The sequence below is a fragment of the Flavobacterium soyae genome, from assembly GCF_045348165.1.
In the GTDB taxonomy this organism is placed as follows: domain Bacteria; phylum Bacteroidota; class Bacteroidia; order Flavobacteriales; family Flavobacteriaceae; genus Flavobacterium; species Flavobacterium soyae.
On record NZ_CP150845.1, the window covers coordinates 4,212,917 to 4,238,357 of the forward strand.

A 25,441-nucleotide genomic window follows, 5' to 3' on the forward strand; every position below is an offset into this window, starting at 1 on the left:
TGTAAAATACAAACTTTTAAAACTTGAAAGGCTATGAAAACTAAAGTTGAAACTAACAATAATGCTAAAGCAAAAATAGCGGTGACAAATATAAAAGTGCAAGACGAGAGAATTTCAGGAAAAACCAGAGCAACTGAAAATATAATTAGGCCTTCAGCAAAAGACATGAAGGATTTGCATTCTACAAAAAAATAGGAAATAACTAAAATAAAAACGTTATGGAAAAGCTAAACAACTATGACTACGGTCATACTGATCCGGATTTTATAGATCAAAACACGTTTGTAGATGGTACATATTCTAATGAAGATCAATACAAACAGGATTTAAAGAAAGAAAATAGTCAGGAATTTGGTAAAAGCGATCCTGATGTTATAGAACAAAATACATTGATTGATAATTATGAAAGAAATGAAGATCCGTATCAATATCAGGAAGAATTTATTGAAAGTTTGGAATATCCAGTGCAGGATTTCAAAAAAAACATGAATGTAACATCTGAAAATATTCCGAATCATGAAAGAATCATAAATGAGGATGATGCTGTTACAAATGATGGAAAAGAAAATGATTTTGATGACGATTACGATCCGGAATTAGATTATGAAAATGATTTGGACAAAGACGAAGAATTAGATGATTTTGATGCTGAACATTATCCTGAAAATCATCCGAGAGAATAAACAAAATTAGTTTAAACATTATTAGTTCATGACTATAACAGCACAAATTATCTGGCTTTTTATATTGGCTGTTCCAATAGCGTGTATAAGCTGGACAATGACGCATGAAGAGATTTTTAGGGAGCCTCACGAGTGGTGTGTCAGACATTCTAAAAATGACAGGCATTTACTGACACGAAAATTCTTTTATCTTTTTACCTGCGAATACTGCTTTAGTCATTATGTTACAATTGGCTTTTTAATTTTTACAGATTATAAACTTTTGTTAAACGACTGGCGCGGTTATATTTTGGCCGGGTTTTCGCTGGTATTTATTGCCAACATTTATATGAGCCTTTTTGCACTTCTTAGACAAGCCATAAAAAAAGAAAAAGTGGAAATCGAAAAAATTGAGACTGAAACTGATAACGAAAAGAATATCAACAAATAAAAATACGTTTAATTAAATAAATACAAATCATGGAAAAGTTACAATTCATTGACCCATTATTGCACGGAATCAAACCTATCGAAAATAATACTGCTAATCTTTCAGTAAAACAACTGGCTTTTGCCGGAATTGGTTCAATTTTGATTGGAGCTGTTTTAAAGAAAACCGGACACAATAAAGCTGCCGCAATTGTTGGAAGTCTTGCACTGCCATTATTATCTGCTGCTGTTTACAAAAAAGTATCAAAATAATAAAAAAGCATTCTTGATAATGCTAAAAATGCCCGTTAGGTCAAAAAACTTAACGGGCATTTCTATAAATGTCATGTTTTACATTTTATCTGCTGAGTACTTTTGAATTATCTGATTGCCACATTCTCTAATTAACTAATTTCTAATTAGCAGGCAGATTTATATTTCCTTCAACCCAATTTAATGCTTTGTTGAAAGCTTCTTTTTTAAATCCGTGGAATTCTCCCGGAACTACATAACTAAACCCATTTGTGAAAGAGATAATATCTTCAGAATCTGTTACGATGGCAGCTCTGTTCCACTTTCCTAAATGCTTTAATCCTAAAAGTGCATCCTGAAGCCATGCACCTGCGGTAAAGTTTTCAATATCGGTATCGAGAACCAATAAAAAATTGATTTCACTGGTTTGTTTTACCAAGTGTTCAACGGCTGGAACTACTGCAATTAAAAAGTCTTCTTTTGTAACTTCTGCCAACGCTCTAAAGGCAACAATGTTATCGGTAGTGTCGATTTGATGTATCATAATTTTATACTTTTTTGAGTTATTAATTGAGCTGATTTTTATTTTATAAGCACACTTTATCAAAACACTTAAATTTAACTCAAATTTACTGATTTTATGATAGTTAGTCCTTACATTTTCTCATTTGTTTATTATAATTTTTTAAGGGATAAGTTTTTTTAAAGGTGCAGAGGCGAAAAGGTGCAAAGGGACAGAGTTTTTGTATTGGAGTGAAATATTGGGCGTGAGACGCACTGCAGTACGCCTCTACAATACCTAACAAAAAATTAAATTCACAAAGATTTTCCGTAGAAATGCACTGCAGTACGTCTAACATCAAATTTATTAGGTTTACAGAGAAAAATAATATGTTTTATTGGAACGGAATATTGGGCGTGAGACGCACTGCGGTGCGTCTCTACAATACCTAACGAAAAATTAAATTCACAAAGATTTTCCATAAAATCAAAAAAAACTTTTCGCCTTTGTTCCTCAAAAAAGAAAAAGCCTGCTTCTTCCGAAGACAGGCTTTTTTCAAAAAAAAAATAAAAATAAACTAACACAAATTCTTAATTGTATCCTTGATTTTGCTGGAATTGTTTGGTCACATCAATTGTTGACTGAGGAATTGGGAATACTCTTCTAAAAGGCTGTGAAGCTGCTTTTGCAGTTCCCGGAAGATCAAATTTTCCGAAACGGATCATTTGTGGTCTTCTGTATAATTCCCAATACAATTCGAAACCTATTTCGTTGTATAATACTGTTTGATCTATTGATGTTAATGGTTTTCCAGATGCACTTGCATATAAAGATTCTCTTTTTCTGCTTGTACGCAATTTGTTAAGGTCGTCCATTGCTAATCCTGTGCTTCCTTTTCTAAAATAAGCTTCAGCTCTCATTGTGTAGATTCCGCCTAAACGGTATAACGGTATATCGACATTACTGTTTCCGTTTCCTCCTTCCGGGTCAAATTCATATTTAAAAATACGTGCTCCCTGATTGATTTCGTTTTGAGCAAAAACAGCCTGAGCAGGATTTTTAAAGGTTAAAGATGGTGTAAAATCCATTCTGGTTGTTGTACTTTTTTCCATATATAATGGAGAAACTTTGATACGGTTACCTGTCATTTCAAGAGATCCCGAAGCCAGTAATTTTGGTCCGTATTGTAGTCCGTACTGAATTCCTCTGTTAAAATGAAACCAAGGTAAATTAGCGCTTTTTGGTACAATATCCGTTGCAGGAGTACTTACATCTGTACCATCATTCATAAACCATGTACCATCACCATATTGATATTTTTGCTGGAATCTTGGATCATCATGATTTCCATCCCATGTTGCAAAAAACTCAGGAGTTGTACAAGCTGCATTTGTTCCTCTGTTTGCTGCAGAAGTTCTTTGGTTGCGCTCCATACATACATATGCAAAACTGTTAGAACCATTACGGATGTAATCTATTTTTTGGGAAATAGCAAAAATAAGTTCTTTACCATTGTCATTATCTCTCGCAAAGTTTTTGAAATAATCGCTTTCTAAAGAATATTTTCCAGAATTGATTAATAATGAAGTATAATAAATTACACGATCCATATCTGTTCCTGTACCACTTACTGCAGCTTCGCTAAAATTAAAGTTAGAAGCAGCATTGTAACGATCTTTAAAAACAGCGCGATTTAAATACATTGTAGCCAGGAAACCGTAAGCAGCTTCTTTTGTAAATCTTCCGTGGTGTGTTTGCTGTTCTCCCATATTGGCTAAATCCGGAATTAAAGCTTCAACATCGGCAATTAAAACATCAATCTGTGTGTTAGCTTTTAAAATCTGCAAAGGCGCATTTGGGTTCATTGGATCTCTGTATGGCGCTTGTCCGTACAAATCTAAAGTTGTATACAAATAATACGCTAAAAGTCCTTTGGCTTCGGCCAAAAATAATTTCTTCTCAGGAATAGAACTTTCCTGAACTGACTGAATTGCAGTTAAAGAACGTGTAATTCCATTTGTCAGTAAATTCCAGTTATCACCAACAATAGCATTATCAGATTTCCATGCAAATTCATGCATATCTCTCCATTTTCCGCCATCTCCCCAGTCACTTCCACGAGTTGGCAGGATTGCTTCATCTGTAGAATATTCTTGTAAAGAAAAAACCCCGCCATGATCTGTAAAAGTTCTGTCTCCCAATCGGTCATAAGCTGCGGCAAGCGCTCCTGCAGGATTTGAAGCATTTTCTCCCAAAACCTCATCAAGAACAACTTCGTCAAGATCAGTACAGCTGGCAAAAAGCCAAACAAAAGAGAATAATGCGATTAATTTTATATTAAAAATTTTATTTGTCTTCATAATAAATTATAGTTTTAAAGTTGCTCCAAAACTGAATGTTCTAGAAGTTGGGTAACTAGCATAATCAATACCAATAGATTGGTTGCCGCCGTTTGATTTAGGACTGTTGATTAACGGGTCGTAACCTGTGTAATTTGTAATTGTTACTAAGTTCTGACCTGTTACATAAAGTGTTAATCCGTTGATCCAGTTCATTCCTTTTAAATCGAAATTGTAACCAATACGAGCCGTGTTTAATCGGATAAAATCTGATTTTTCTAAGAAAAGAGTTGACAAGATTGGAGAGTTTGCCGGGTTTGCCCCAGACTCATAATAACCTGTTGCAACGTTACGATCAGATGCTAAGTTGTTTATATTTAATGCATTTAAACCTGTATTATTCAATAAATAACCGCCAGTCTGCCCAATGATTGAGAATGAGAATGTAAAGTTTTTATATCTCATATCACTATTAAATCCATAGTAGAAAGTTGGTAAAGCACCTTCGATAATCACTCTGTCGCTGTTATCAATTTTGCCATCTCCGTTTTGATCTTTAAAAATATTAGCACCGTTTTGGTCAAAACCAACATGCTGTAACAAATAGAAAGATCCTGCTGCATAGCCGCTTTTGTAAATATTAGCATTTACACCAGATTGTCCTGGTCCTGAAATAGTTCCTGTTAAAATTTCTGAAACCGGAAGATTTTCGATTTTGTTGTTTAAAGTCGCACCGTTCATATCGATATTCCAAGAAAAATCTTTTTTGTCGATTAATTTTGAACCTATCATAAACTCAAAACCTTTATTGATGATTTTTCCGTCGATGTTTGTCCAGATTGTAGTTGTTGGGCTTAAAGCCTGAGAAGGAACATTTAAAATCGCATCTGTCGTTGTTTTGTTGAAATAATCTAAAGTTCCGTAGAATTTATCATTCCAAAAACTAAAATCTAAACCAGCGTTATATTGTGTAACAACCTCCCATTTTAAGTCAGGATTTGGTGTTCTGTTTACAGAAACTCCATTTACCAGATTCAAATCGTTGTATAAATAATATCCATCGGCGCCAGATAATGAATAACTTGCCTGCGTAATTTTATTTTCAACTTCCTGATTTCCTGTTTGCCCCCAGCTTAATCTCAATTTTAAATTGCTTAGAGCAGTGGCATTTTCTAAGAAACTTTCTTTAGCAATATTCCATCCCATTGCAAATGAAGGAAAGTAACCGTATTTGTTATTTTTACCAAAACGAGTCGATCCGTCAGCTCTCATAGAAGCTGTTAAAAGATACTTTTCGTTGAAAGTATAATTTAATCTTCCAAAATAAGACTGTAATTCATTTTCCTGTGCATAACCTGAAGTTCCAGACTGTGTTCCTGCAAAACCAGGATTGATAGAAGGTTTTACACCAACTCCCTGAGCAGAGATTCCGTCGACGCTGAAAGCTGTTCCAGATCTTTCAAATTTTTGATAAGAAAACCCGCCAAGAGCTTCAATTTTATGTTTGTCTAAATTTAGATTGTAAGTCAAATAATGCTCAATCAAAGAATTTTTAGAATCTAAGTTGTTTTGAACATATTTTCCTTTTGGATTCAAATCTGTTAAATTTGGATAAATTGTCGTATTTCTTTCCGCCATAGAACGGTCGATACCAATATTCAATTTATACTCTAATCCGTTAACAATTCTTAAAGATGTTTCTAAGTTTCCTAAAACTCTTAAAGTGCGGGTACGATCCTCATAAATACTTAATAAATAAGCCGGATTGTAATGTGCATTCATGTTAAAGTTCGTGTAATTTCCGTTAGCATCAAAAACAGAACGTGTTGGGTTTGCCATTAAAGTATGTACGATCAATTGTCCGTTAGAACCTCCATCATCACTTGTAGGAACACCGTCGTCTTTCGTTTCACTTGCAGTAAGGTTCATTTTTACTTTTAAACGTTTGTTGTCTAAAAATGATTCCGCAGCGTTAATTCTTCCTGAAATACGTTTAAAATTACTATTGTTTACAACACCTTCCTGATCCATTTGAGCAAGAGATGCGTAGTAATTTCCTGTTTCTGTTTGTTTAGAAAATGACAATGAATTGTTTGAAGTAATTGCCGTTCTGTAAATTACATCCTGCCAGTCTGTATTTCCACCGTGATCAAAAGCAGGGTCTTTAATTGCAGCTCTATATTGGCCTGCATTTAAAACATCTAGTTTTTTTGCCACATTAGCAATTCCCATATAAGAATCTAATGTTAAAGTTCCTTCACCTTTTGAACCTTTTTTAGTTGTAACCAAAACAACACCGTTAGATCCTCTTGCGCCATAAATTGCAGAAGCCGATGCATCTTTTAAAACCGTAATCGATTCGATATCACTTGTATTCAAAAAGTTTAATGGATTTTTGGCAGATGAATTTCCAAAACCAACATTGCTTCCTGAAGGACTTACATCATCATTTGACAATGGCACACCATCAACAACAAATAAGGGCGTACTACCGCTTCTGATAGAACCAACTCCTCTAATCGTAACATTTACTCCTGCTCCAGGCTCACCACTTGTGTTTACAACACGTACACCGGCAACTTTTCCCTGAATTAAATTATCTACAGAAATATTTACTCCTTGTTTAAAGTTTGCCGCTTCTAATTGTGTAACCGCACCGGTAACATCTTTTTTAGATTGTTTTCCGTAACCTACAACCAAAACCTCATTTAATTCTGAAGTACTTGGCTCTAATTGAATTGTCATATAGCCAGTCTGTGCAGGAAGGATTTTGGTTTTATAACCTACGTACGAAACTTCGATCGTTCTTCCTTCTCCAACAGAAAGTTCAAATACACCATCAAAATCAGTAACAGTTGAGTTAGAAGTACTTGTTTCCATTACTGTTGCACCCGGAATAGGCACTTTGTTTTCGTCAACAATTTTTCCTTTTACTTTAATTCTGTCAACAGCTTTAGTATTTACTGCTTTTGGCGCTGTTGTTTTTTGGATTAAAACTAATTTTCCGCTGATGTTATAATTGAAATTTGCTTTTTTTGAAAGATCGTTCAAAATTGCCGCAACCGATTCTCCATTGTAATTTACTGTATATGCAGTATTATCAGCAATTACTGCTTGTCCGTAACTGAACTTATAATCAGTCTGCTGGCTTAATTTTGAAAAAATAGAAACAAGTGTAGCTTTTTCTGTTTTATTTTCTACTTTTGATTTTTTTAAATTAGTTTTACTAAAACCACTCTCAATGGTTAGTAACGCTAGTACTAAAAAGATAAAACTCTTTAGATTTAAATAAGAAGGTTTAAAATACATGATTTAAGTTATTGGTTTTTTACGATACTTAATTATTAATGGCAGTTGTTGTTCTCAGCAGCTGCTTTTTTGTTTTTAATCCACTTTTACTATTTCGCCATAAACTTTGAATTTTAGGTTTGTGATATAATTTATTTGTTCTAAAACATTCTCTAATGCTGCGTCTTTCTTAATGAATACCGTTAACGGCGTTGCTAATACCTGTTCATTATCATATTGAAATGAAACTCCGTATTTATATTGTAAAATAGTAATAACCTGTTTAAGAGTAGTCTGGTTTAGTGTTACATCGGTATTATACCAATTAACCAAAAGTGCTTTGTCAGCAAGTTGTTTCGTTAATTTTTGCGATTCAAAAAGTGCTTCTTCATTTGGAACCAAATCAACACTCTGCCCTTTTGAGGTAACATTTACTTTTCCGGTTACAACAATGACTTCGCATTTTGATTTTGACATTTGAATGTGAAATGATGTTCCCATAACTCTCGTTTTAACTTCGCCGGAAGTAATGATAAAAGGATGTTTTTTGTCTTTGGTAACTTCAAAAAAAGCATTACCTTTTAATAGGGAAACCTTTCTTTCACCGCCTTTAAATTTTTCAGGATACTGAAATGATGAATTTGCTGCCAGATAAATTTTCGTGCCATCACTTAAACTGATAGATTTGGGGGTATCTGACGTTTTAAATGATAGTTGTTTTTCGACTGCAATACTTGGTCTAAAGAAAAAACCTAAACCAGCAAGAAAAAGAATACTGGCAGCAGCCATGTATTTTAAATAAGGATTAAAGGCTTTCTTCTTCTCCATTCGAAGCTGAATTCCGTCATATATATTTCTGGAAACCTCATCAGAATTCCCCATTGAAGATTCATCCCATTTTGAATTTTGATATTCACTTAAAGCAAAATTATGCAGCAGATTTTCTTCTGCCTCTGAAGTTTTATTTCGGGAACTTTTATCAATTAGATATTCTAAACTATGCTTGATTCTTTTTATCATAAATATGTTACTGCCTGTTGCGATTTTCTAACACATAAGACATAGTTTTTTACTTCTTAAAGGCGTTTCACTTACATTAACAATCATAATGTATTACGATTAGCTATGTGTAAAAACTAGTTTTTTTATTCTCTTTTCTCAAAAAGAAATACCTATGTTTCTATGTGTTTAAAAAAAGCCAATTCAATTAAATGACTTATTATTACAAGTAAGTACCGAAAGTTTAAAATCGTACTATCGAGAAATATTATGAAACCATTAACAGAAAGTTATCTTAAAAATTTTGTTTAAAAAAGATAATTGGAGCCATCCAGGCCAGATCTTTCAAGCCTTCACGCAATTGTTTTAATGCCGATGAAATTTGATTTTTTACCGTTTGTTTCGAAATTCCAAGTTCGTCTGCAATCTGGTCAATTGACATATCCTGAAATTTATACATCAATAAAACCTCTTTTCTTTTCTCCGGAAGTTTATCTAATAAAGAATAAAGTAAATCCATTACTTCCGGGTCAATCGACGAAAAATTGTCGATAATGTAATCTTCAAATTTATCTTCCATAATCGTCTTGTCGAAACGATTATTTTGGTAATGTTTAAAAATCTGATTTTTTACCGCTCTGAATAAATAAGGTTCGATCGCATTAATGTTTAAATCATCTTTTCGCTCCCATAAATCAATAAAAACATCCTGAACAATATTCTGCGCCAAGTCTTTATCCTGAGTCATTGTATACGAAAAGGCATTAAGTTTCTGCCAGTAATCAGTATACGTTTTTTCAAAAATTTCAGGATTCTTCATTGGTTATTTTAGTCACATTAAGTGATGTAAAATAAGGAAATGTTATACCAATAGTTTTTGCCTGAAAGTTATCTTTAAATTAAATTTGAAATACTTTTGCTTTATTAATACTACTATTTTTGAGCAAAAATGACAGTTGGTTTGCGATTTGTTTTCGTTTAGCTAACACAAAAATTAAATACCAATTTTACTTTAGTACTCTCTAGAAAATGCAATTCTCATTTGCTGCGCTTCCATACTTTTTAATCCTAATTTCATCCAAAATCATGAAACAAATTTTGTTTGCATTGCTTTTTGCCGGGGCAGTACAGTTGAGCCAGGCGCAAAATGACAACCTAAAAATTAATCAAATACAAGTTATTGGTTCGCACAACAGTTACCGACACAACATTGAACCTGATTTATATAACTTTATTCAGGCAAAAGATACTTTACGTTCGCTAAAAGGTTTACAGTATACTCACATCAGCATTACAGAACAGTTAAATAAAGGTTTACGCCAATTGGAAATTGATATTTTTGCCGATGCTAAAGGCGGGAAATATGCACATCCGAAAGGTCTTGATCTTGTAAAACAACAAGAAGCATACGACCCAAACGGGTTAATGAAAAAACCAGGTTTTAAAGTTTTCCACATGCCGGATATTGATTTTAAAACTTCTTGTTACACTTTCGAAATTTGTCTTCAGGAATTAAAAAAATGGTCGGATGCAAATCCTGGACATGTTCCGGTTTTCATTACTTTGGAACCAAAAGACGGTGATGCTAATTTCTTCGGAACAAAACCAGAAGATTTCACTGCTACTATTTTTGATGAAGTAGATAAGGTAATCCGCAAAGAATTAGGAAAAGACAAATTAATCACACCAGATATGGTACGTGGAAAATACAAAACGCTGGAAGAAGCAGTTTTAAACAACAACTGGCCAACACTAAAAAAAGCAAAAGGCAAATTCTTGTTTATTTTGGATAATAACGGAGCAAAAAGAGATTTATATGCTTTAAATCACCCGTCATTAAAAGGTCGTGCGGTTTTCATCAATGCCGAGCCCGGAAAACCAGAAGCTGCAACAATATTCAGAAATAATCCTGAAGATGCTACAATAGCCGATTTAGTTAAAAAAGGCTACATAATAAGAACCAGAGCCGATGCTGACACTAAAGAAGCAAGAGCAAATGATTATACGCACTTCAACGCCGCAAAAACATCAGGAGCACAAATCATCACTACCGATTATTATTTACCGAGTACTTTCTTTAATTCTCCTTATCAAATTAAATATGATGATGGGACTTATGTGAGAGTTGATCCGGTTAATGGTAGTAAATAATTTAACCGCAAAGCACGCAAAGTTTTTCATCTTAGTTTGTGCTCAGTAAACGCAAAGTTCGCAAAGCTTTATCAATTATAAGCTTTGCGAACTTTCATTTTTATAAAATCTTCTAAAAAAATCTTTGCGAACTTTGCGTAAATCTTAGCGCTCTTTGCGATTCACTTCACCAGTTTTCAAATCAACTGTAAAATGATCCGCAGGAGCTTCATGCATGAATTTGTTAAAGATGATAAGAAATAACTTCATTTGCTTTTGCAAAGGTTTAGAAACTTCTTCTTTAGAATTCTCTAAATACAGCTTCGATAAAACTTTATAAGCGGCAACACTTTTTTCTCCTACATCGGCAAGAGCCAATTCATCAGCACTTCTAAAACGGTAAAAGTCGATTAAAAGATCATTTCCTGTCCAGTTAAAATCTTCTTTTTTGAGATTGTTTTGAGCTAAAATTTGTTCCGATTTCAATTCGCCTTCATTCCATTCCTTTTGAAACTGTGATTTGTTTTTCAGAATAAAATCAAAATCTTTATCCGATTGAATATTCGCTAAAACCAATAAATCATTAGCCGAAACATTCAGAATAAAATCCTTAAAAGCAGAAGGCCAGTCATCTGATAAAAATCTCAAACGAACTAATTCCTTCAAATGGAAATCGGTAAAATCGTGGTAACTTTTAGTTTTCAGAATATCGATATTCCAAATATCTTTTGCATTCTGACTTTGCAAAAACTGATATTCCATTTTATACAAATCAAAAAGTTCATCAAATCCTTCAACCTCATCAATTGTAATAGTTTGAATATCGACCAGATTATCTTTTTTAATCGTCAATAATTTATAAGCCGGAATATATGCGGCAAGCGACGGCGTTTGAATATTAACCAAAGTATTTCCTTTTGCAGTTGTACGCAATCCTGTATCATTAATATGCATATGTCCGCCAAAATGAATCTTCAAACCTGCATCTGCAAAAACCTGCGCTACTTCTTCAACAGGAACTCGATTCAACTGCCATTTATTTGGACCTAATAATTCTTTTATTTCTGCAGAAGCGTCATCATTAAAATCAATCATTGGAAAATGGCTGAAAGCAACCAAAGTTTTTCCGCGAAGTCTGGCTTCCGCCGAAATATCCTGAACCCATTTTATAAGATGTTTTTTATTTGAAAGTACATTATTATAACCTGTACTTGCTTCAGAATAACTTTTGGAGTCTTTTGGATCGCCATCGGTTTTCTTCGGAATATAAACATTTCCGTCAATTGCCATTAACCAAAGTCCGTCGATTGGTTCCACAACATAACTCACATCCGGAACTTCAAATCCAGGCGCAACATTATACACTCTTTTGGTTAATTGTGAAGCTTCAACAGCTTTTTTGTAATTGTAGTTTTGAGAATTATAACTGGCAAAAGGAGTCGACCAGAATTTGTATTTTTTATTCGGATAAAAACCGAAGTTTTGCAGATCATTGGTTATGCCTAAATAACCCATTTTAGCAATATCGGCTGTTATGACAACTGGCTGTTCGATATTCATGTTTGGCTTATACATGCCGTCTTTGCTAAAAATGGGTTGGCTTTTTCCTTCTTTTCCTAAAAAATCTTCTTTTCCCGATTCCTGAGCAAATGGTCCAACCGGGTCGTGATTTCCGGTGGTTATAAAAAACTCAATACCATATTTTTTTTGGTATTGATCTAAAATTTTCTTCAATCCGCGCACGTGTATCGGCTGTCCGTCATCGGTGTAATCGCCCGGGAGTGCAACGTATTTTATTTTTCTTTTTGCAATATCTTCAAGAGCAGCAATGAAGGCAAAATAATTTTCATTGAAAATTCTCGTCGAATGTAACTGCGAGGCCATCGTTCTTATTAACGCATATTTTCCGGTTTTGGTATTCAAAACACCTTTAAATTCATTATCAGAAAAGCTTCCAAACAAATCCTGAAGATGAACATCAGATAAAAATGCAACCTGAACACCGTCTAAATTCTTTTGGTTTTGGGCTGAAATGCTATGATTAAAGATTATTATAAAGAGTATAATTATTGACGAAGTAAATTTTAAATTCATAGGTTTTAAGCTTTTGCAAAATGGGGAATTTATTAAAAGTAATAAGCAGCAATTTTATCGATTTAAAGATGAAATGAGTTTATGTTATTGTTATCGAATGATAATTTTTACGGGATTTTTGATTGGTTAAAATTTTCAGTTGTCCCTACGGGACAATTTGTGTGGTGCGTGTCGTTTATTTTTTTACCGAAGATTTACCTCTAATGAGGTAATTTTTACAAAAATTTTAAAAACTCCGTTAGGAGTTTCTGGTCGGTAGAAAAAAGAATATGACGTAAACAAAATTGTCCTGTAGGGACAACTCTCTTAGCAATTACCGCATAAAAAATCAAACGAATAATTTATTATAAAAAATGTATAGTCCCTACGGGACAATTATATTGTGGTCACATTTTTTTCTACCGATATTTAACTCCTAACGGAGTTTTCTAAATTGTAGTAAGTTTACCTCGTTAGAGGTTAAATATCGGTAGAACATAAATTATCGCCTCTCGAAAAATGTCCCGGAGGGACTACACGCAAATTATCTAACTCTGAATAAAATATTGACAACAAAAAAAGGCTGTCATTATTGACAGCCTTTACATTAAAACCTAAAATTTAATGTATAAAACCATTATGGCGAAATGGATTATTTCTTTATAAAACGTTTTATTATTTTTTCTCCATCTTTTTCAAAAACAACAAAATAAATTCCTTGTCTTAAATGCGAGACATTCAGACTATTGTCATTGCTTTTTTGTGATGAAACTATTGAACCTTGAGAATCTATTACTTTAACATTTCCTCCCGAAACATCTTTTGTAAAAAATAATGTTTCTGAAACCGGATTTGGATAAACATTAAAGACAACATCTTTAACTTCTTCATCAATTACTGCAGCTGGTGCTCCTGCTCCAACTTTTGTAATTCTAATCCAGTTGATGTTCATTCCCGTATTTTGAATGTAGATTCCGAAATTATACGTTCCTGCATTTACGTTTACCGTTTGAGTAACCGTCTGCCAGTTTTGCCATCCTCCAGTATTTGGAATATCAACATTTCCTAAAAGAATAGTTCCTCCGTTTAAATCAGATGATAATCTGCCGCCAGTTACGGCACTTGCCACTCTGTATTCAATTAAATAAGAACCAGTTGTTGGGAAATTAATATTGTTATACGCCAACCAGTCGCCCGTTTCTGTGTAACCTACGTTTGAACCTCCGCCAGTATCTGTTGTAGCTTCAACCTGAATTCCGCTCATTGCTGAATAATCTTCGGCCTGAATTAAAGTAGAAGTTTGAGAAGCTGTTGTAGCAATTAATTTCCATTGTCCGCAAGTTTGGTTGTTGTTGTCCCACTGCTGTACATTGGCTCCGTTTGCAGTACTTGCACCGGCAACCTCAACGATTCTTCCGCTGTGTCTGGCAACAATTTTATAAAAGCCATCGCCTGTAGAAACTAATATAAACTGTTGATTTGTAGTTCCATTATATGGGTATTGCTCTACGCTTACACCATTTGCTGTATTAAAACCATTTACGTCTAATGATTGTCCGCTGTGATTTACAATGATTTTGTATAAACCGTCACCTAAATGTGTAAACGTGAATTTTTGATTGTTTCCTGTATTTGCAGTTCCTTGTTTAATACTTGCTCCGTTTGTTAAACTGGCATTCCAAACATCCATATTTAGATTACTGTTTCGGTTTTGAAGGAAGAAAGTTTGATTACCTAAAGTGGTAACTCCGTTTGCTAAAATACGAATCGAACTTACTTTATCATTCCAGGTTGTGTTTAAACACGAGTTATCAGAATTAATTACAGTTGAAGCTCCTGTAAAATTATCATCCTGGTACAAAATTGCCTGAAATCCCTGTGTAATTCTAAGCGAAGAAATATCATCATTTAAAACGCCTAAAGAATTTAAACGAGCCAGATTATAATCGCCAATAGTTAATCCGCCTGAGAAACCTGTATAATTACAATCTTTATAAACGGTAATTACACCCGTTGACGGATTGATATTTCCTCCCGGTGGAATTGTTCCTGTAACCGAATAACTTCCGATAGAACCGTAAGCCGAATATCCTCCGCTTCCGGCATTTCCTGCTCCGTTTCCATCAACGCCGACAAAATATTTACCAGCCGGAAGATTTACATTCATAGAAGCATTTAAAGCAAACGGATCAGAATTCCAATACGTTCCCATTTCTGTTCCGGCTGAATTATATAATCTTAGTAAAAGATGCAGATTTCCGTCTCTTGAAACGGTGTTGGCATTTATAGAAACATTTCCGCCGCCAGTTGTAAAAGTGAAGAAATCATAATCGGCTTCGCTTGAAATAATTCCGTTTTTTTGATTGATTGCTCCGCTTGCATTATAATCTAAAGTGGCTGCAGAAGCAGTATTATTTCCATAATCATCACCGCGATATCCAACTCCAAATTTAGAACCAGCAATTGTCGCTACGTCATCTTGTAAATTATTAGCAAAGTTATATTCGCCTTTACTCCATTGTACAACAGGCCTGTAATATCCTGCACCCATAATTGGAGCCCAAGAAGTTCCGTCTAAACCTACGAAATAATCTTCGGCAGGATTTGTACGTCCGTCATGACCCAAATCAAAAGTATGCCCAATTTCGTGAGAAGAAGCATCACCACCCGATTTTCCTGAAGTAATAAATACCCAGCAAGGCACATCATTATCCCAGTTAAAAGAACCAATGTAAGCTACACCACCCGCGCCCGGAGCCGCAGTATTTGTTGGCGTTACTACAACACGCATTCTTCTGTTTCTTGGGTATGAATTAAAAACAGCTTCGCTTGTGGTTACGTTTAGATTAAAAGGTCTGTAATCTTCTGAAACTACTTCCCAATGCTGCTGAACAGCTGCATCACTCATTCCTGAAGCTGCTGCGTTAATCGCATTACCATTGTTCCAAAGATTTCCTGCGGGCATATAATATCCATCAAAATCTAATAAAACGCAGCCTGCAGCACCTGGTAAACTTTGAAGGTTTAGCAATGCCGGAGCAATTTCTGCCGCCGCTGTTGTTTTATTTGCTGCTTTTGATGGAAGATTTTTATAATCAATACAAACCAAAGTATTAATATCTACTTTAGACACAAAAGCATTTCCTTGTGCATCAGAGTAATATTTGTAGGCTTCTCTGGTTTTCTTTAAAATAATATGACCTTCAAGAGATTGGTCTTTTATTCTAATATAAAAAGAAGATTCTGCGACATTTTTAATTTCTCCAATTAAAAATTCGCTTGACTGATCTGATTCTTTATAATTTATTTTTCCGTTAAAACTTTTGGAATCGGCTGCCTGAAGCAGAATTGTTTTCTCTACACCTTTTGCAGTCGTAGAAGTAACTAATTCATTTTTTATTTTGCTTAAAAATGTTTTGCTCGAACCTAAAGAAGTCTGCGCCGCAGCAAAATATCCTAAGGAAATTATCAAGAGTAAACTTAACCGAAATCTGTAATTATTTTTCATATAATTGGGGTTAAAGGGTGTTACAATACTGATAAAAAAATTAACCGCAAAGAGCGCTAAGTTTTACGCAAAGTTCGCCAGGTAATTTATTGCCTTTGCGAACCTTGCGTTTTTTCTTTGCAAACTTTGCGGTTAAGAACTTATTTTTTAATAAAACGTCTTACCGTTTTGATTCCATCTTTCTCTAATGAAATCAGGTAAATTCCTTTTTTCAAACCAGCAACGTTGATGCTGTTATTGTTTACTGTTTGTGATGAAACTGCAGCACCGCCTTCAGAATTGATAACGCTTACATTTGCTCCGGAAACTTCTGAACTAAAGAAAAGTGTATCTCCTGTTGGGTTTGGATAAATAGTAACGCTTGCAATATCCGAAGGAGTTTCAGCAGCCGATTTAGCCGCTAAACCAGAAGCTGATTTTGTGATTCTAAACCAGTTTAAATTTACTCCCGAAGCTTGAATATAGATTCCGAAATTATACGTTCCGGCATTTACGTTTACAGTTTGCGTAATAGTCTGCCAGTTTTGCCATCCTCCAGTATTTGGTACATTAACGGCACCAAGCTGAATTGTTCCTGCATTTAAATCAGATGAAATTCTGGCTCCATTAACAGCACTTGCAACTCTGTATTCAATTACATAATTACCAGATGTTGGAAAGTTAATATTGTAATATGCCATCCAGTCTCCTGTATCAGCATAACCTACATTTAAACCTCCGCCAGTATCTGTAGTAGCTTCTGTTTGAACACCGCTCATTGTATTATAACTTTCGGCTTGTATTAAAGTTCCAGTTCCCGGAGGATTACTTCCGGTAATAACTTGGTTGATGGCTGTTAATAATGATTTAGAACCTGTTGCATCCTGAGATAATTCCCAAATCATAACTCCGCCTGCATTTTGAATCGCAAAAGTTGTTTTTGCTTTAATTGTTGGAATTCCGTTATAGTAAATTGTATTTCCAACCTGATCCTGATTTTCTGCTCCCGGATATTGAGCTACGATATTAGCATAAGAAATTCCCTGATTTGCTGATGCTCCAAAACCATATCCGTAAAATGGTAATCCAATAATAGCTTTACTTGCAGGTAATCCTCTTCCTGTCCAGTAATTAAACTGGTTTACGGCCATACTGTATGGAGAATGCTGCCCGGGATTGTTTGGCGCCCAAGGCCCAGTTGCATCATATGCCATGATATTGATCCAGTCATAAGCCGCAAAAGTAGATGAAGGTACATTTGCACCACCATATCCTTCTGAAAGCGCTGCTGAGATCAGTTTACCATTGGCATGCAGTTTATTTGCCAAGGCAATAACAAATCCGCCGTAATCACCATTAATTGCCGGACCTTCTAAATCTACGTCAACTCCGTCAAAATTGTGGGCGACCACATAGTCGTAGATTTTTTGGATAAAAGCCGTTCTGTTTGCCGGAGTAATCAAATTAAAATAATTGTCGCGAATGGCACCGCCTTCAGAAATGGCACCTCCTCCAAGGGAAACAAAAACTTTAATGTTTTGAGCGTGCGCTGCATTAATAATGGAATTGCTTCCAGAGTTGAAAGTCAAATATCCATTGGCATCAGGATTTTCGAACGCAATGTTAATGTGCGTTAATTTGCTGTACTGAATGGTACTTGAAAAGGCATTCAAGTCTATCCAGTTTGGAATGTAGGCTATAACTTTTTTCTGCTGAGCTGTCGCTAAATTAAAAACGCCCAACACTAAAATAATTACGCATTTCTGCAGCATTCTTCGGTAATTGTTTTTCATAATAATTGTTTTAATAGATTAATAAACTCGTAAATAAGGGGACGGTTATTTGAGTTGTACTTTTTTGATTTTAGATTTCAGACTTTAGATTTTACAAATGGCTGCAAATCAATCTAAAGTCTGAAATCTAAAATTATTTCTTTATGAAACGTTTAATCGTCTGTTTACCATCTTTTTCAAAAACAATAAAATAGATTCCTTGTCTCAAATGCGAAACATCGAAACTGTTGTTATTGATTTTTTGAGATGCTACAGTAGATCCCGTTTGTGAATCGACTATTTTTACGCTTCCGCCAGAAAGATCTGTGGTTACATACAATGTATTTTCAACCGGACTTGGATAAACATTTAAAGCAATTTCTGCCGGTTCTTCTGCTGGTTGAACCGCAGCCGTTTTAGCAGCTGCACCCGAACCAACTTTAGTAATTTTAATCCAGTTGATGTTCATTCCTGTATTTTGAATATAAATTCCGAAATTGTACGTTCCTGCATTTACATTTACCGTTTGCGAAACCGTCTGCCAGTTTTGCCACCCTCCGGTATTTGGAATATCAACATTTCCTAAAACAATGGTTCCTCCGTTTAAATCAGATGATAATCTACCGCCTGTAACCGCGCTTGCTACTCTGTATTCAATTAAATAAGAACCTGTTGTTGGGAAATTGATGCTGTTATACGCTAACCAGTCACCTGTTTCTGTGTAACCTACATTTGAGCCTCCGCCTGTATCTGTAGTGGCTTCAACCTGAATGCCGCTCATTGCTGAATAATCTTCTGCCTGAATTAAAACAGAAGTCTGTGAACTTGTTGCCGGAACTAATTTCCATTGCCCGCAAGTTTGGTTGTTATTATCCCATTGTTGTACAATTGCGCCAGAAGCTGTACTTGCTCCTGCAACCTCAACAATTCTACCGCTGTGTCTTGCTACAATTTTATAGAAACCGTCGCCAGTAGAAACCAATACAAACTGTTGGTTTGTTGTTGCATTATATGGATATTGCTCTAAACGCGCACCGTTTGCTTTATTGAAATTATTGATATCTAAAGACTGGCTGCTGTGGTTGGCAATAATTTTGTACAATCCGTCGCCTAAATGTGTAAAGGTGAATTTCTGATTGTTGCCAGAATTCAGCGCACCTTGATTAATTCCTGCTCCGTTAGATAAACTTGCATTCCAAACGTCCATATATAAACCACTGTTTCTGTTTTGTAAAAAGAAAGTCTGGTTTCCTAAAGTTGTAGTTCCGTTTGCAAGGATTCTGATAGAAGTTACTTTATCATTCCAGGTTGCGTTTAAACAAGAATTATCAGAATTAATTACCGTTGAAGCTCCTGTAAAATTATCATCCTGATATAAAATCGCCTGATATCCTTGTGCAATTTTTAATGACGAAATATCATCATTTAAAACGCCTAAAGTATTTAAACGTGCTAAATTATAATCTCCAATAGTTAATCCGCCAGAGAAACCTGTGTAGTTACAATCTTTATAAACCGTAATAACATCTGTCGAAGCCGGAACAGAAGGAACCGTTCCTGCATAACCTCCAAAAACTGCAATTACTTTTGTTGGCTGCGGCGAATGCAACGATGGCGACTGATCTGCAACATCATCATAAGCAAAACCATACGCTAAATTATCAATGCTGATTCCCGGTAAATGCCAGAATTTAGAATAATGGTTTGTTGGGTTTACCTGATAATATTTTGAGGCATCGTACCAGTTTTGCTGACCCGGATTTGCTGTTGTAGTATTTACAACGTGTCTGTTAATAGCAGCGGTTAATTGCGCCTGAATCACAAGATCTAAATCTCCGTCGACTAATCTTCTGTCCAGAACACCTTTTCCTTCAAGCGCCTCCTGAGTACTTGGTCTGTATTGAACTCTTCCTGTACGGCCAACAAATCCTCCAGATTGTCCAACCATTTCAAGCTGCTCGCCAATAACTCTTCCTTTAAAAACTCCTGCGTCTCCGGCATAAAATATTAAATCTTCATTTTTATATTTATTCCAGATCGCATCGATATACGATTTTAAATAATTGGCTTGCGGTCCAACTGTTGTTCCTCCTGTTCCATCTGCAAAAGCAGGCGTTTTTGACGGAGCTGTAATTTCACCTGTTGTATTGTTTACACATCCTTGAAATTCTGACGGAACATTTGCTTTAAAAGCGGCAACAATATCAGCGTGGTTTTTTAATTCCCCAACTTTCTTTTGATATCCGTTTGCACCAAATAATTCCAGTCCCATTGGATATTTATATGAATCTACTCTTGAAGGATTTCCAAAGAAACCATATTGATTGTTCGTTAATTCGATTATTTCATATAAAATTCCCTGATTTGGATCTGTTGCATTCAACGGATTTGGCGATGTATATCCCGAAGGAGCTCCATTGGCACCAAAAAAGTAAAAATACAACTGCGAACCTTTAGAAATAAAAACTCGGCAGCCTGCGATTAAAGGCAGCGTAAAAGTTTTGTTTGGAATTTCACTCAACTTGGTAAAACAAGCTGCGTATTTTGAATTTTGTCCCGGTCCGGTATTTCCTCCAATTGTTGGTCCCGTAACGGTATTATAAGAAGAACTCATTGGTAAAACCTGACTTGTTTTGGCATTTACCCAAACATGGTTTCCGGTGGTATAATCAATACCAACAATGGCTACATACAATTCATTGTCATTAAATGTAGAAGTATTGCTAATCGTAAAAGGAATCGCTCCCTGCCCGAACATAAAATTTGAAAACACCAGAAACAGTGCTGTCAGTAGTGAAAATCTTTGAAGTTTATTTTTTTTCATATCTAAATAATTGTGGGGTTTATGTAAATAGATTCTAAACTGAAGTCATCTTTTTAATCATGACTTTTTAATCATCCGTCAGGTGCAATTATTTGGTGCTATCCATTTAAATTTAATTCCAGCTTACAATTGAATGAGAGGGTTTATTTTAAAACAAACTACACCCAACGGATTTTTAATTATTTTTTAATTAGCTTTTTTGTCCAGCTTTTTTGATCTGATTTGAAATTCAGAATATAAATTCCTTTTGTCAGTCTTCTCAAATCAATTACGCTTTCACTTGCTTCTTTCTCCGGTTTATTCTGAAGAACCAGTGTTCCTGAATTGTCATAAATCGTGATGATTTTGTTGTCTAAATTTTCAGGAATTGCAACTTGAATATAGTTACTTGCCGGATTTGGATAGATGGCGAAAACAACACTTTCCGGAGCACTTTCTTCAACTATAACATTCGCTTTTTTAGCTGCAGAAGCAGATCCGTAGGCTTCGATTTCATATAATGAATATCCGTAAGGAGCCAAAGCTTTTGTTGTACATAAAATACGCAGGTATCTTCCTGTTCCGCTTACGGTTAAATCATCCGTTCCTCCATCGCTGGCAGTTTGTGTGTTGATTGTTTCGTTTTCGGTAAAAACGTTATCTGTAGAAAGCTGTACTTTGTATTGCGTTGCAAAAGCGGCTTCCCATTTCAATACTACACGATTCAGGTTGTAATTACTTCCTAAATCAACATAAATCCATTCAGTAGCATTCGCAAAAGAACTTGCCCATCTTGAAACCGTTCCGTCTCCGTCAGTCGCTTTTCCTGCTGCTAAAGTTGGATTTTCTTCTGTAGAAGCTGTTGCCGTTTTTGACAAAGCTAAATTTACATTCGGGTTTGCTGTAATATTTCTAACAATAACATCGCTGAAAACTCCAGTTCCTAAAGTTCCGTTTGCGTGAGAAGTAACCGCCATTCCAACATAAATGGTATTCGCCATTGTAATTGTTTTTGGAGTTCCAAGCTGTGTCCACGTTGTACCATTATCAGAAGTATAAGAAGTAAATACATTTCCTGCACGCACCACACGAACCCATTTTGGAGCTGTTCCCGCAGCAACATCTGCAACCGTTACTCCCGAAGTAGCATTTCTTGATAAAAACTCAACTCCTGCAGCTGGTGTAACATCTGTCATAGCATGTTTAGAAGTTGCTGTAAGTGTTTCTCTAAACATTACTCCCGCTTTTGCGTATGTATTCGTATTGGTTAACGAATTTACTTTGGCAATAATTTCTGCATCACCAGTAATAGATTGATTTACAAACTGAAATTGATCACTGGTTTCCCAAATATCCGTTCCCGAACCTTTTATAGTGAAAGTTCCGCTAGAATGTGTGGCTTCTCCCGCTGGTGTTACCGCACCTAAATCTGTACTAACCCACGGCGAAGGCAATCCAACTGGAGTTTCTGTAGAAACTAAATTTAAAGCTCTTAAATTATCAAAATAATACGTGTTTCCAGAATTTGTTCCCGGCTCGTATAAGAAAACAAAACGGTTTACTTCACTGTCTAAAGTCGAAGCGTCTGGTGTACTTACATACGTAAAAGTTACGGTATGCCAAGTATTGGTTTGTTTTACAACTCCTTGATAAATACTGTGTCTTCCTACCGGATAATTTGACGGAACCGAAGCACTGCTTTCTGCCTGCCAAGAAATAACAGATCCAACCGGAGCAGACGTATAAACATCCATAGCGAATTTTTTAGTTCCCGCTTTGAAATCTCCAATATTGGTTAAAGTTGTATTGAATGAGAAATTATCATATAATTCTGTTGACTTACGAACATATCTTCCAACGTTTGTCGAAGTATTAATTCCTGTCGCACTTGGGTTAGCTACGTTTGCTGTATAAGTTCCGATAGCGTCTCTAAATGTAATATTGTGAACCGTTTGATAATCTTCGTAAACAACTCCAGGCGTAAATGTATCTGGAAGTTTTGTTGCTCCAATTCTGATATTATCAAAATAATACGTATCGCTTGTAAAAGATCCTGAGTTAAACAATAAAACCATTTGGTTTACAGCCAAATTCGAAGTTCCTGCATCTGGGCTTGAATTGAAATAGAAAGTCAAGGTTTCCCATTGGTTTTGTTTCGTTGTAATCGCAACGTAATTACTGTTTCTTCCTGTTGGGTAATTGGCAGGAAGTGAAGTTGCACTGTTTTCTAAATTCAAACTTACAACCGTACCAATTGGTGCCGATGTATACACATCAATCATGATTTTATTCGTCTGATTTTTTAGTAAACCAGCATCTTCAATCGTGCTTTGTGTGTTAAAGAAAAGTACATCGTATTGTTCGGTTACGTTTCTAACGTATCTCGCCACATTTACCGACGAGTTAACAGCGTTTGAACCCGGATTTGCCACTACAGAATACGTTCCCGTTGTAGTTCCTTTTATAATTTTGTTGATGCCGTCGTAATTCTGCAATACGTCTGTAGCAACAATTGGTTTTTCTGGTGTAGCTCTTGTAAGCAAATTATCAAAATAATACGTTGCTCCAGAATTTGAATTGGATTCAAAAAGTAAAGCCACATTATTAATCGTCAAAGCGCTTGTATTGGCATCAATAATTTTTTCGAATTCAAATTCAATCGTTTCCCATTTGTTTTGAACTGTTGTAGTTGCTTTGTAACCGCTGTGTCTTCCTAACGGATAATTTGTCGCTGTGGTTACATTGCTATTTTCTAACTGCAGCGAAACTTTAGTTCCAACCGGAGCCGATGTATACAAATCAAAAGAAATTCTTTTTCTTCCGTATACATAATCATTCGCATTGCTGATAACTACATTTTTGATATTGAAAACATCGTACAATTCAGAAGAATTACGAACATATCTTCCAACCAAAGCCGAAGTATTGATTCCAGTTGCAGAAGGATTTGCTACGGCTTCTGTCAAAACTCCTGTTTTGTTTCCGTAAACAACATTTCTGTTCGTTTGAAAATCTTCCTGAATTTTCTCTACCGGAATAGCAGGTTCTGTTTTTACAGCCAGTTTATACGTATTAGCAGTACATCCAGAAGTTGTTGCAGTTACCGAAACATCTCCGCCTGCAGTTCCCCAATTTACAGTTACGGCATTTGTTCCCTGCCCAGCCGTAATTGTTGCTCCCGCAGGAACTGTCCAATTATAAGTTGCGCCAGTAATAGCGTTTATAGAATAGGTTTTACCTGTTTCGTTTTGATAAACTTTTGCATCTCCGGCAACGCCATATTTATAACTTCCGTCATAAACACGAACATAATCTACCTGCAATTTTGCCGGAAAATCAGCCGGAACTGGAGCTACTCCTGCCCCATTTACACTTGTATAAGGCGTTCCTGCACTACCAACAGCCAGATTCAAAATAATATAAAACTGATTATCGTTAAAAGGCCATCCACCGTTTACAGTAGTATTTGGAGTTGCGGTGTGAAATAAAACATCATCAACATACCATTTTATAAAATTTGGTCCCCATTCTACCGCATACACGTGAAAATCTGTAGATAAATCCGTTGGAGAACTATAACTTCTTCCCGTAAAATGATATCCGTTTCCATCATAATGAATTGTTCCATCTACAGATTGCGGGTTTCTGTGTTTGGCTTCCATAATATCAATTTCACCTGTATACGGCCAGTTTCCTCCAACTGGAAGCATCCAGAACGCAGGCCATGCACCTTGTCCGTTTGATAACTTCATGCGGGCTTCAACTCTTCCGTATTTAAGGGAATACTTTCCTTCTGTAGTTAATTTTGAAGAAGCGTAAGGCTGATCAGGAAATGCGCCATTCGGCTCGTATTTTGCCTGAATGTTCAAATAACTGTTTGCTCCTTCTTTTACAATTGTCGCCTGATTTGGATCGTAACGCTGAGCTTCTGCATTTCCGAATCCGCAAAGTGCCGGACAACCGTTTCCTGAAATACTCTGCCACTTGGTTAGGTCGACAGTAGTACCGTTAAATTCATCAGACCAAACCAATGTTTTACATTGTGCCTGGACATTCAAAATTGGCAGCAGCACAAAAATCGCCGCAGCCAAAAATCGTTTAAAATAATAGAAATTGTCTTTCGGTGGTCGGCCGAAAAAAGAGTCATTTTGATTCATTTTTTTTAGTTTTTTGTTAGTAAAGTTTATTACCGCTACAAAAACCTATTTTGCAGAAATGGGTTCTTATTTTAATAATAATCCGACAATATTAACAAATAAATCAGGCTACACTTACATTTTTGAGTACGGTTTGACTACGGTGATTTAAAAAAAATGCAGAAAAAAGGCGTAAAACTACTTAGGATATTACTTACGAGATAAAATCCCTTTTTTTAGAAGTTATTCTTAATCGTAAAGGTTGTAAAAAGCTGCAAGAGATTTTAAAGGTGTGAAAAATTCTAAACACATAGAAACATAGATTTTTTTCTTGCTTCTTATTTGAGATTATAAAAAAAAGCTCGCTTTCACACATAGCTATGTTTCTTTAAACTAGTGAAACGCCTTTTTTTTAGACAAAGCAAAACGATGTTCCTATATGTTTAAATAATCATCTAAAAATTTAAGACGTGAAAAATTCTTAACACATAGAAACATAGATTTTCTTCTTGCTTCTTATTTGAGATTATAAAAAAAGCTCGCTTTCACACATAGCTATGTTTGCTTAA

Annotated in this window: 15 protein-coding genes; 5 read left to right on the forward strand and 10 right to left on the reverse strand. The window is 35.4% G+C overall.

The features are described from left to right. Nucleotides 1-33: 33 nt before the first annotated feature. From AABD74_RS17865 to AABD74_RS17880, 4 genes are read left to right on the forward strand one after another with little or no spacing between them, the layout of a single operon-like run. Nucleotides 34-195 (forward strand): hypothetical protein, encoded by a 162-nt coding sequence (locus AABD74_RS17865; protein ID WP_406843788.1) that lies wholly within the window; start codon nt 34-36, stop codon nt 193-195. 23 nt (nt 196-218) lie between these two features. Beyond that, nucleotides 219-683, forward strand: a complete 465-nt coding sequence (locus AABD74_RS17870; protein WP_232683129.1) for a hypothetical protein — start codon at nt 219-221, stop codon at nt 681-683. A gap of 28 nt (nt 684-711) precedes the next feature. Continuing rightward, nucleotides 712-1,113 carry a hypothetical protein gene (locus tag AABD74_RS17875; RefSeq protein ID WP_232683130.1) on the forward strand — a complete coding sequence of 134 codons (402 nt, stop codon included), beginning with the start codon at nt 712-714 and terminating at the stop codon, nt 1,111-1,113. Between the two features lie 29 nt (nt 1,114-1,142). Then, nucleotides 1,143-1,364: a PrgI family protein gene (locus tag AABD74_RS17880; protein WP_232683131.1), complete on the forward strand. Its 222-nt coding sequence runs from the start codon at nt 1,143-1,145 to the stop codon at nt 1,362-1,364. A 142-nt stretch (nt 1,365-1,506) separates the two neighbouring features. On the opposite strand, the gene AABD74_RS17885 is transcribed toward AABD74_RS17880, so the two are convergent. The 5 genes from AABD74_RS17885 to AABD74_RS17905 form a co-directional block, all read right to left on the reverse strand. Then, nucleotides 1,507-1,887 carry an STAS/SEC14 domain-containing protein gene (locus AABD74_RS17885; protein ID WP_232683132.1) on the reverse strand — a complete coding sequence of 127 codons (381 nt, stop codon included), beginning with the start codon at nt 1,885-1,887 and terminating at the stop codon, nt 1,507-1,509. Nucleotides 1,888-2,435: 548 nt separating this feature from the next. After that, nucleotides 2,436-4,205 carry a RagB/SusD family nutrient uptake outer membrane protein gene (locus AABD74_RS17890; RefSeq protein WP_406843789.1) on the reverse strand — a complete coding sequence of 590 codons (1,770 nt, stop codon included), beginning with the start codon at nt 4,203-4,205 and terminating at the stop codon, nt 2,436-2,438. 6 nt (nt 4,206-4,211) lie between these two features. Continuing rightward, the gene (locus AABD74_RS17895) at nt 4,212-7,493 is read right to left on the reverse strand and encodes a SusC/RagA family TonB-linked outer membrane protein (protein ID WP_406843790.1); all 3,282 of its coding nucleotides are present in this window, start codon (nt 7,491-7,493) and stop codon (nt 4,212-4,214) included. A gap of 75 nt (nt 7,494-7,568) precedes the next feature. Beyond that, nucleotides 7,569-8,492: a FecR family protein gene (locus tag AABD74_RS17900; RefSeq protein WP_232683135.1), complete on the reverse strand. Its 924-nt coding sequence runs from the start codon at nt 8,490-8,492 to the stop codon at nt 7,569-7,571. A gap of 274 nt (nt 8,493-8,766) precedes the next feature. Further along, entirely contained in the window at nt 8,767-9,291 is a 525-nt protein-coding gene (locus AABD74_RS17905) for an RNA polymerase sigma-70 factor (protein ID WP_232683136.1), read from the reverse strand. Nucleotides 9,292-9,557: 266 nt separating this feature from the next. Here AABD74_RS17905 and AABD74_RS17910 point away from each other — a divergent pair, with 266 nt between their 5' ends. Next, nucleotides 9,558-10,622 carry a phosphatidylinositol-specific phospholipase C1-like protein gene (locus AABD74_RS17910; protein ID WP_406843791.1) on the forward strand — a complete coding sequence of 355 codons (1,065 nt, stop codon included), beginning with the start codon at nt 9,558-9,560 and terminating at the stop codon, nt 10,620-10,622. Between the two features lie 144 nt (nt 10,623-10,766). Here AABD74_RS17910 and AABD74_RS17915 read toward each other — a convergent pair whose 3' ends face one another. The 5 genes from AABD74_RS17915 to AABD74_RS17935 all read right to left on the reverse strand — a co-directional run bounded on the left by AABD74_RS17915 (nt 10,767) and on the right by AABD74_RS17935 (nt 24,893). After that, on the reverse strand, nt 10,767-12,695 hold the full coding sequence (locus AABD74_RS17915) for a metallophosphoesterase (RefSeq protein ID WP_406843792.1): 1,929 nt from the start codon (nt 12,693-12,695) through the stop codon (nt 10,767-10,769). A gap of 631 nt (nt 12,696-13,326) precedes the next feature. Then, the gene (locus tag AABD74_RS17920) at nt 13,327-16,182 is read right to left on the reverse strand and encodes an RICIN domain-containing protein (protein WP_406843793.1); all 2,856 of its coding nucleotides are present in this window, start codon (nt 16,180-16,182) and stop codon (nt 13,327-13,329) included. Between the two features lie 140 nt (nt 16,183-16,322). Continuing rightward, on the reverse strand, nt 16,323-17,954 hold the full coding sequence (locus AABD74_RS17925; protein ID WP_406843794.1) for a glycosyl hydrolase family 18 protein: 1,632 nt from the start codon (nt 17,952-17,954) through the stop codon (nt 16,323-16,325). Nucleotides 17,955-18,087: 133 nt separating this feature from the next. Beyond that, nucleotides 18,088-20,757 (reverse strand): beta-1,3-glucanase family protein, encoded by a 2,670-nt coding sequence (locus AABD74_RS17930; protein WP_406843795.1) that lies wholly within the window; start codon nt 20,755-20,757, stop codon nt 18,088-18,090. A gap of 179 nt (nt 20,758-20,936) precedes the next feature. Further along, nucleotides 20,937-24,893, reverse strand: coding sequence for a family 16 glycosylhydrolase (locus AABD74_RS17935; RefSeq protein ID WP_406843796.1), 3,957 nt, complete (start codon nt 24,891-24,893; stop codon nt 20,937-20,939). Nucleotides 24,894-25,441 lie beyond the last annotated feature (548 nt).

Coding starts and splice junctions, on each gene's coding strand:
- AABD74_RS17865 (WP_406843788.1), top strand. CDS start 34: ATGAAAACTAAAGTTGAAACTAACAATAATGCTAAAGCAAAAATAGCG.
- AABD74_RS17870 (WP_232683129.1), top strand. CDS start 219: ATGGAAAAGCTAAACAACTATGACTACGGTCATACTGATCCGGATTTT.
- AABD74_RS17875 (WP_232683130.1), top strand. CDS start 712: ATGACTATAACAGCACAAATTATCTGGCTTTTTATATTGGCTGTTCCA.
- AABD74_RS17880 (WP_232683131.1), top strand. CDS start 1,143: ATGGAAAAGTTACAATTCATTGACCCATTATTGCACGGAATCAAACCT.
- AABD74_RS17885 (WP_232683132.1), bottom strand. CDS start 1,887: ATGATACATCAAATCGACACTACCGATAACATTGTTGCCTTTAGAGCG.
- AABD74_RS17890 (WP_406843789.1), bottom strand. CDS start 4,205: ATGAAGACAAATAAAATTTTTAATATAAAATTAATCGCATTATTCTCT.
- AABD74_RS17895 (WP_406843790.1), bottom strand. CDS start 7,493: ATGTATTTTAAACCTTCTTATTTAAATCTAAAGAGTTTTATCTTTTTA.
- AABD74_RS17900 (WP_232683135.1), bottom strand. CDS start 8,492: ATGATAAAAAGAATCAAGCATAGTTTAGAATATCTAATTGATAAAAGT.
- AABD74_RS17905 (WP_232683136.1), bottom strand. CDS start 9,291: ATGAAGAATCCTGAAATTTTTGAAAAAACGTATACTGATTACTGGCAG.
- AABD74_RS17910 (WP_406843791.1), top strand. CDS start 9,558: ATGAAACAAATTTTGTTTGCATTGCTTTTTGCCGGGGCAGTACAGTTG.
- AABD74_RS17915 (WP_406843792.1), bottom strand. CDS start 12,695: ATGAATTTAAAATTTACTTCGTCAATAATTATACTCTTTATAATAATC.
- AABD74_RS17920 (WP_406843793.1), bottom strand. CDS start 16,182: ATGAAAAATAATTACAGATTTCGGTTAAGTTTACTCTTGATAATTTCC.
- AABD74_RS17925 (WP_406843794.1), bottom strand. CDS start 17,954: ATGAAAAACAATTACCGAAGAATGCTGCAGAAATGCGTAATTATTTTA.
- AABD74_RS17930 (WP_406843795.1), bottom strand. CDS start 20,757: ATGAAAAAAAATAAACTTCAAAGATTTTCACTACTGACAGCACTGTTT.
- AABD74_RS17935 (WP_406843796.1), bottom strand. CDS start 24,893: ATGAATCAAAATGACTCTTTTTTCGGCCGACCACCGAAAGACAATTTC.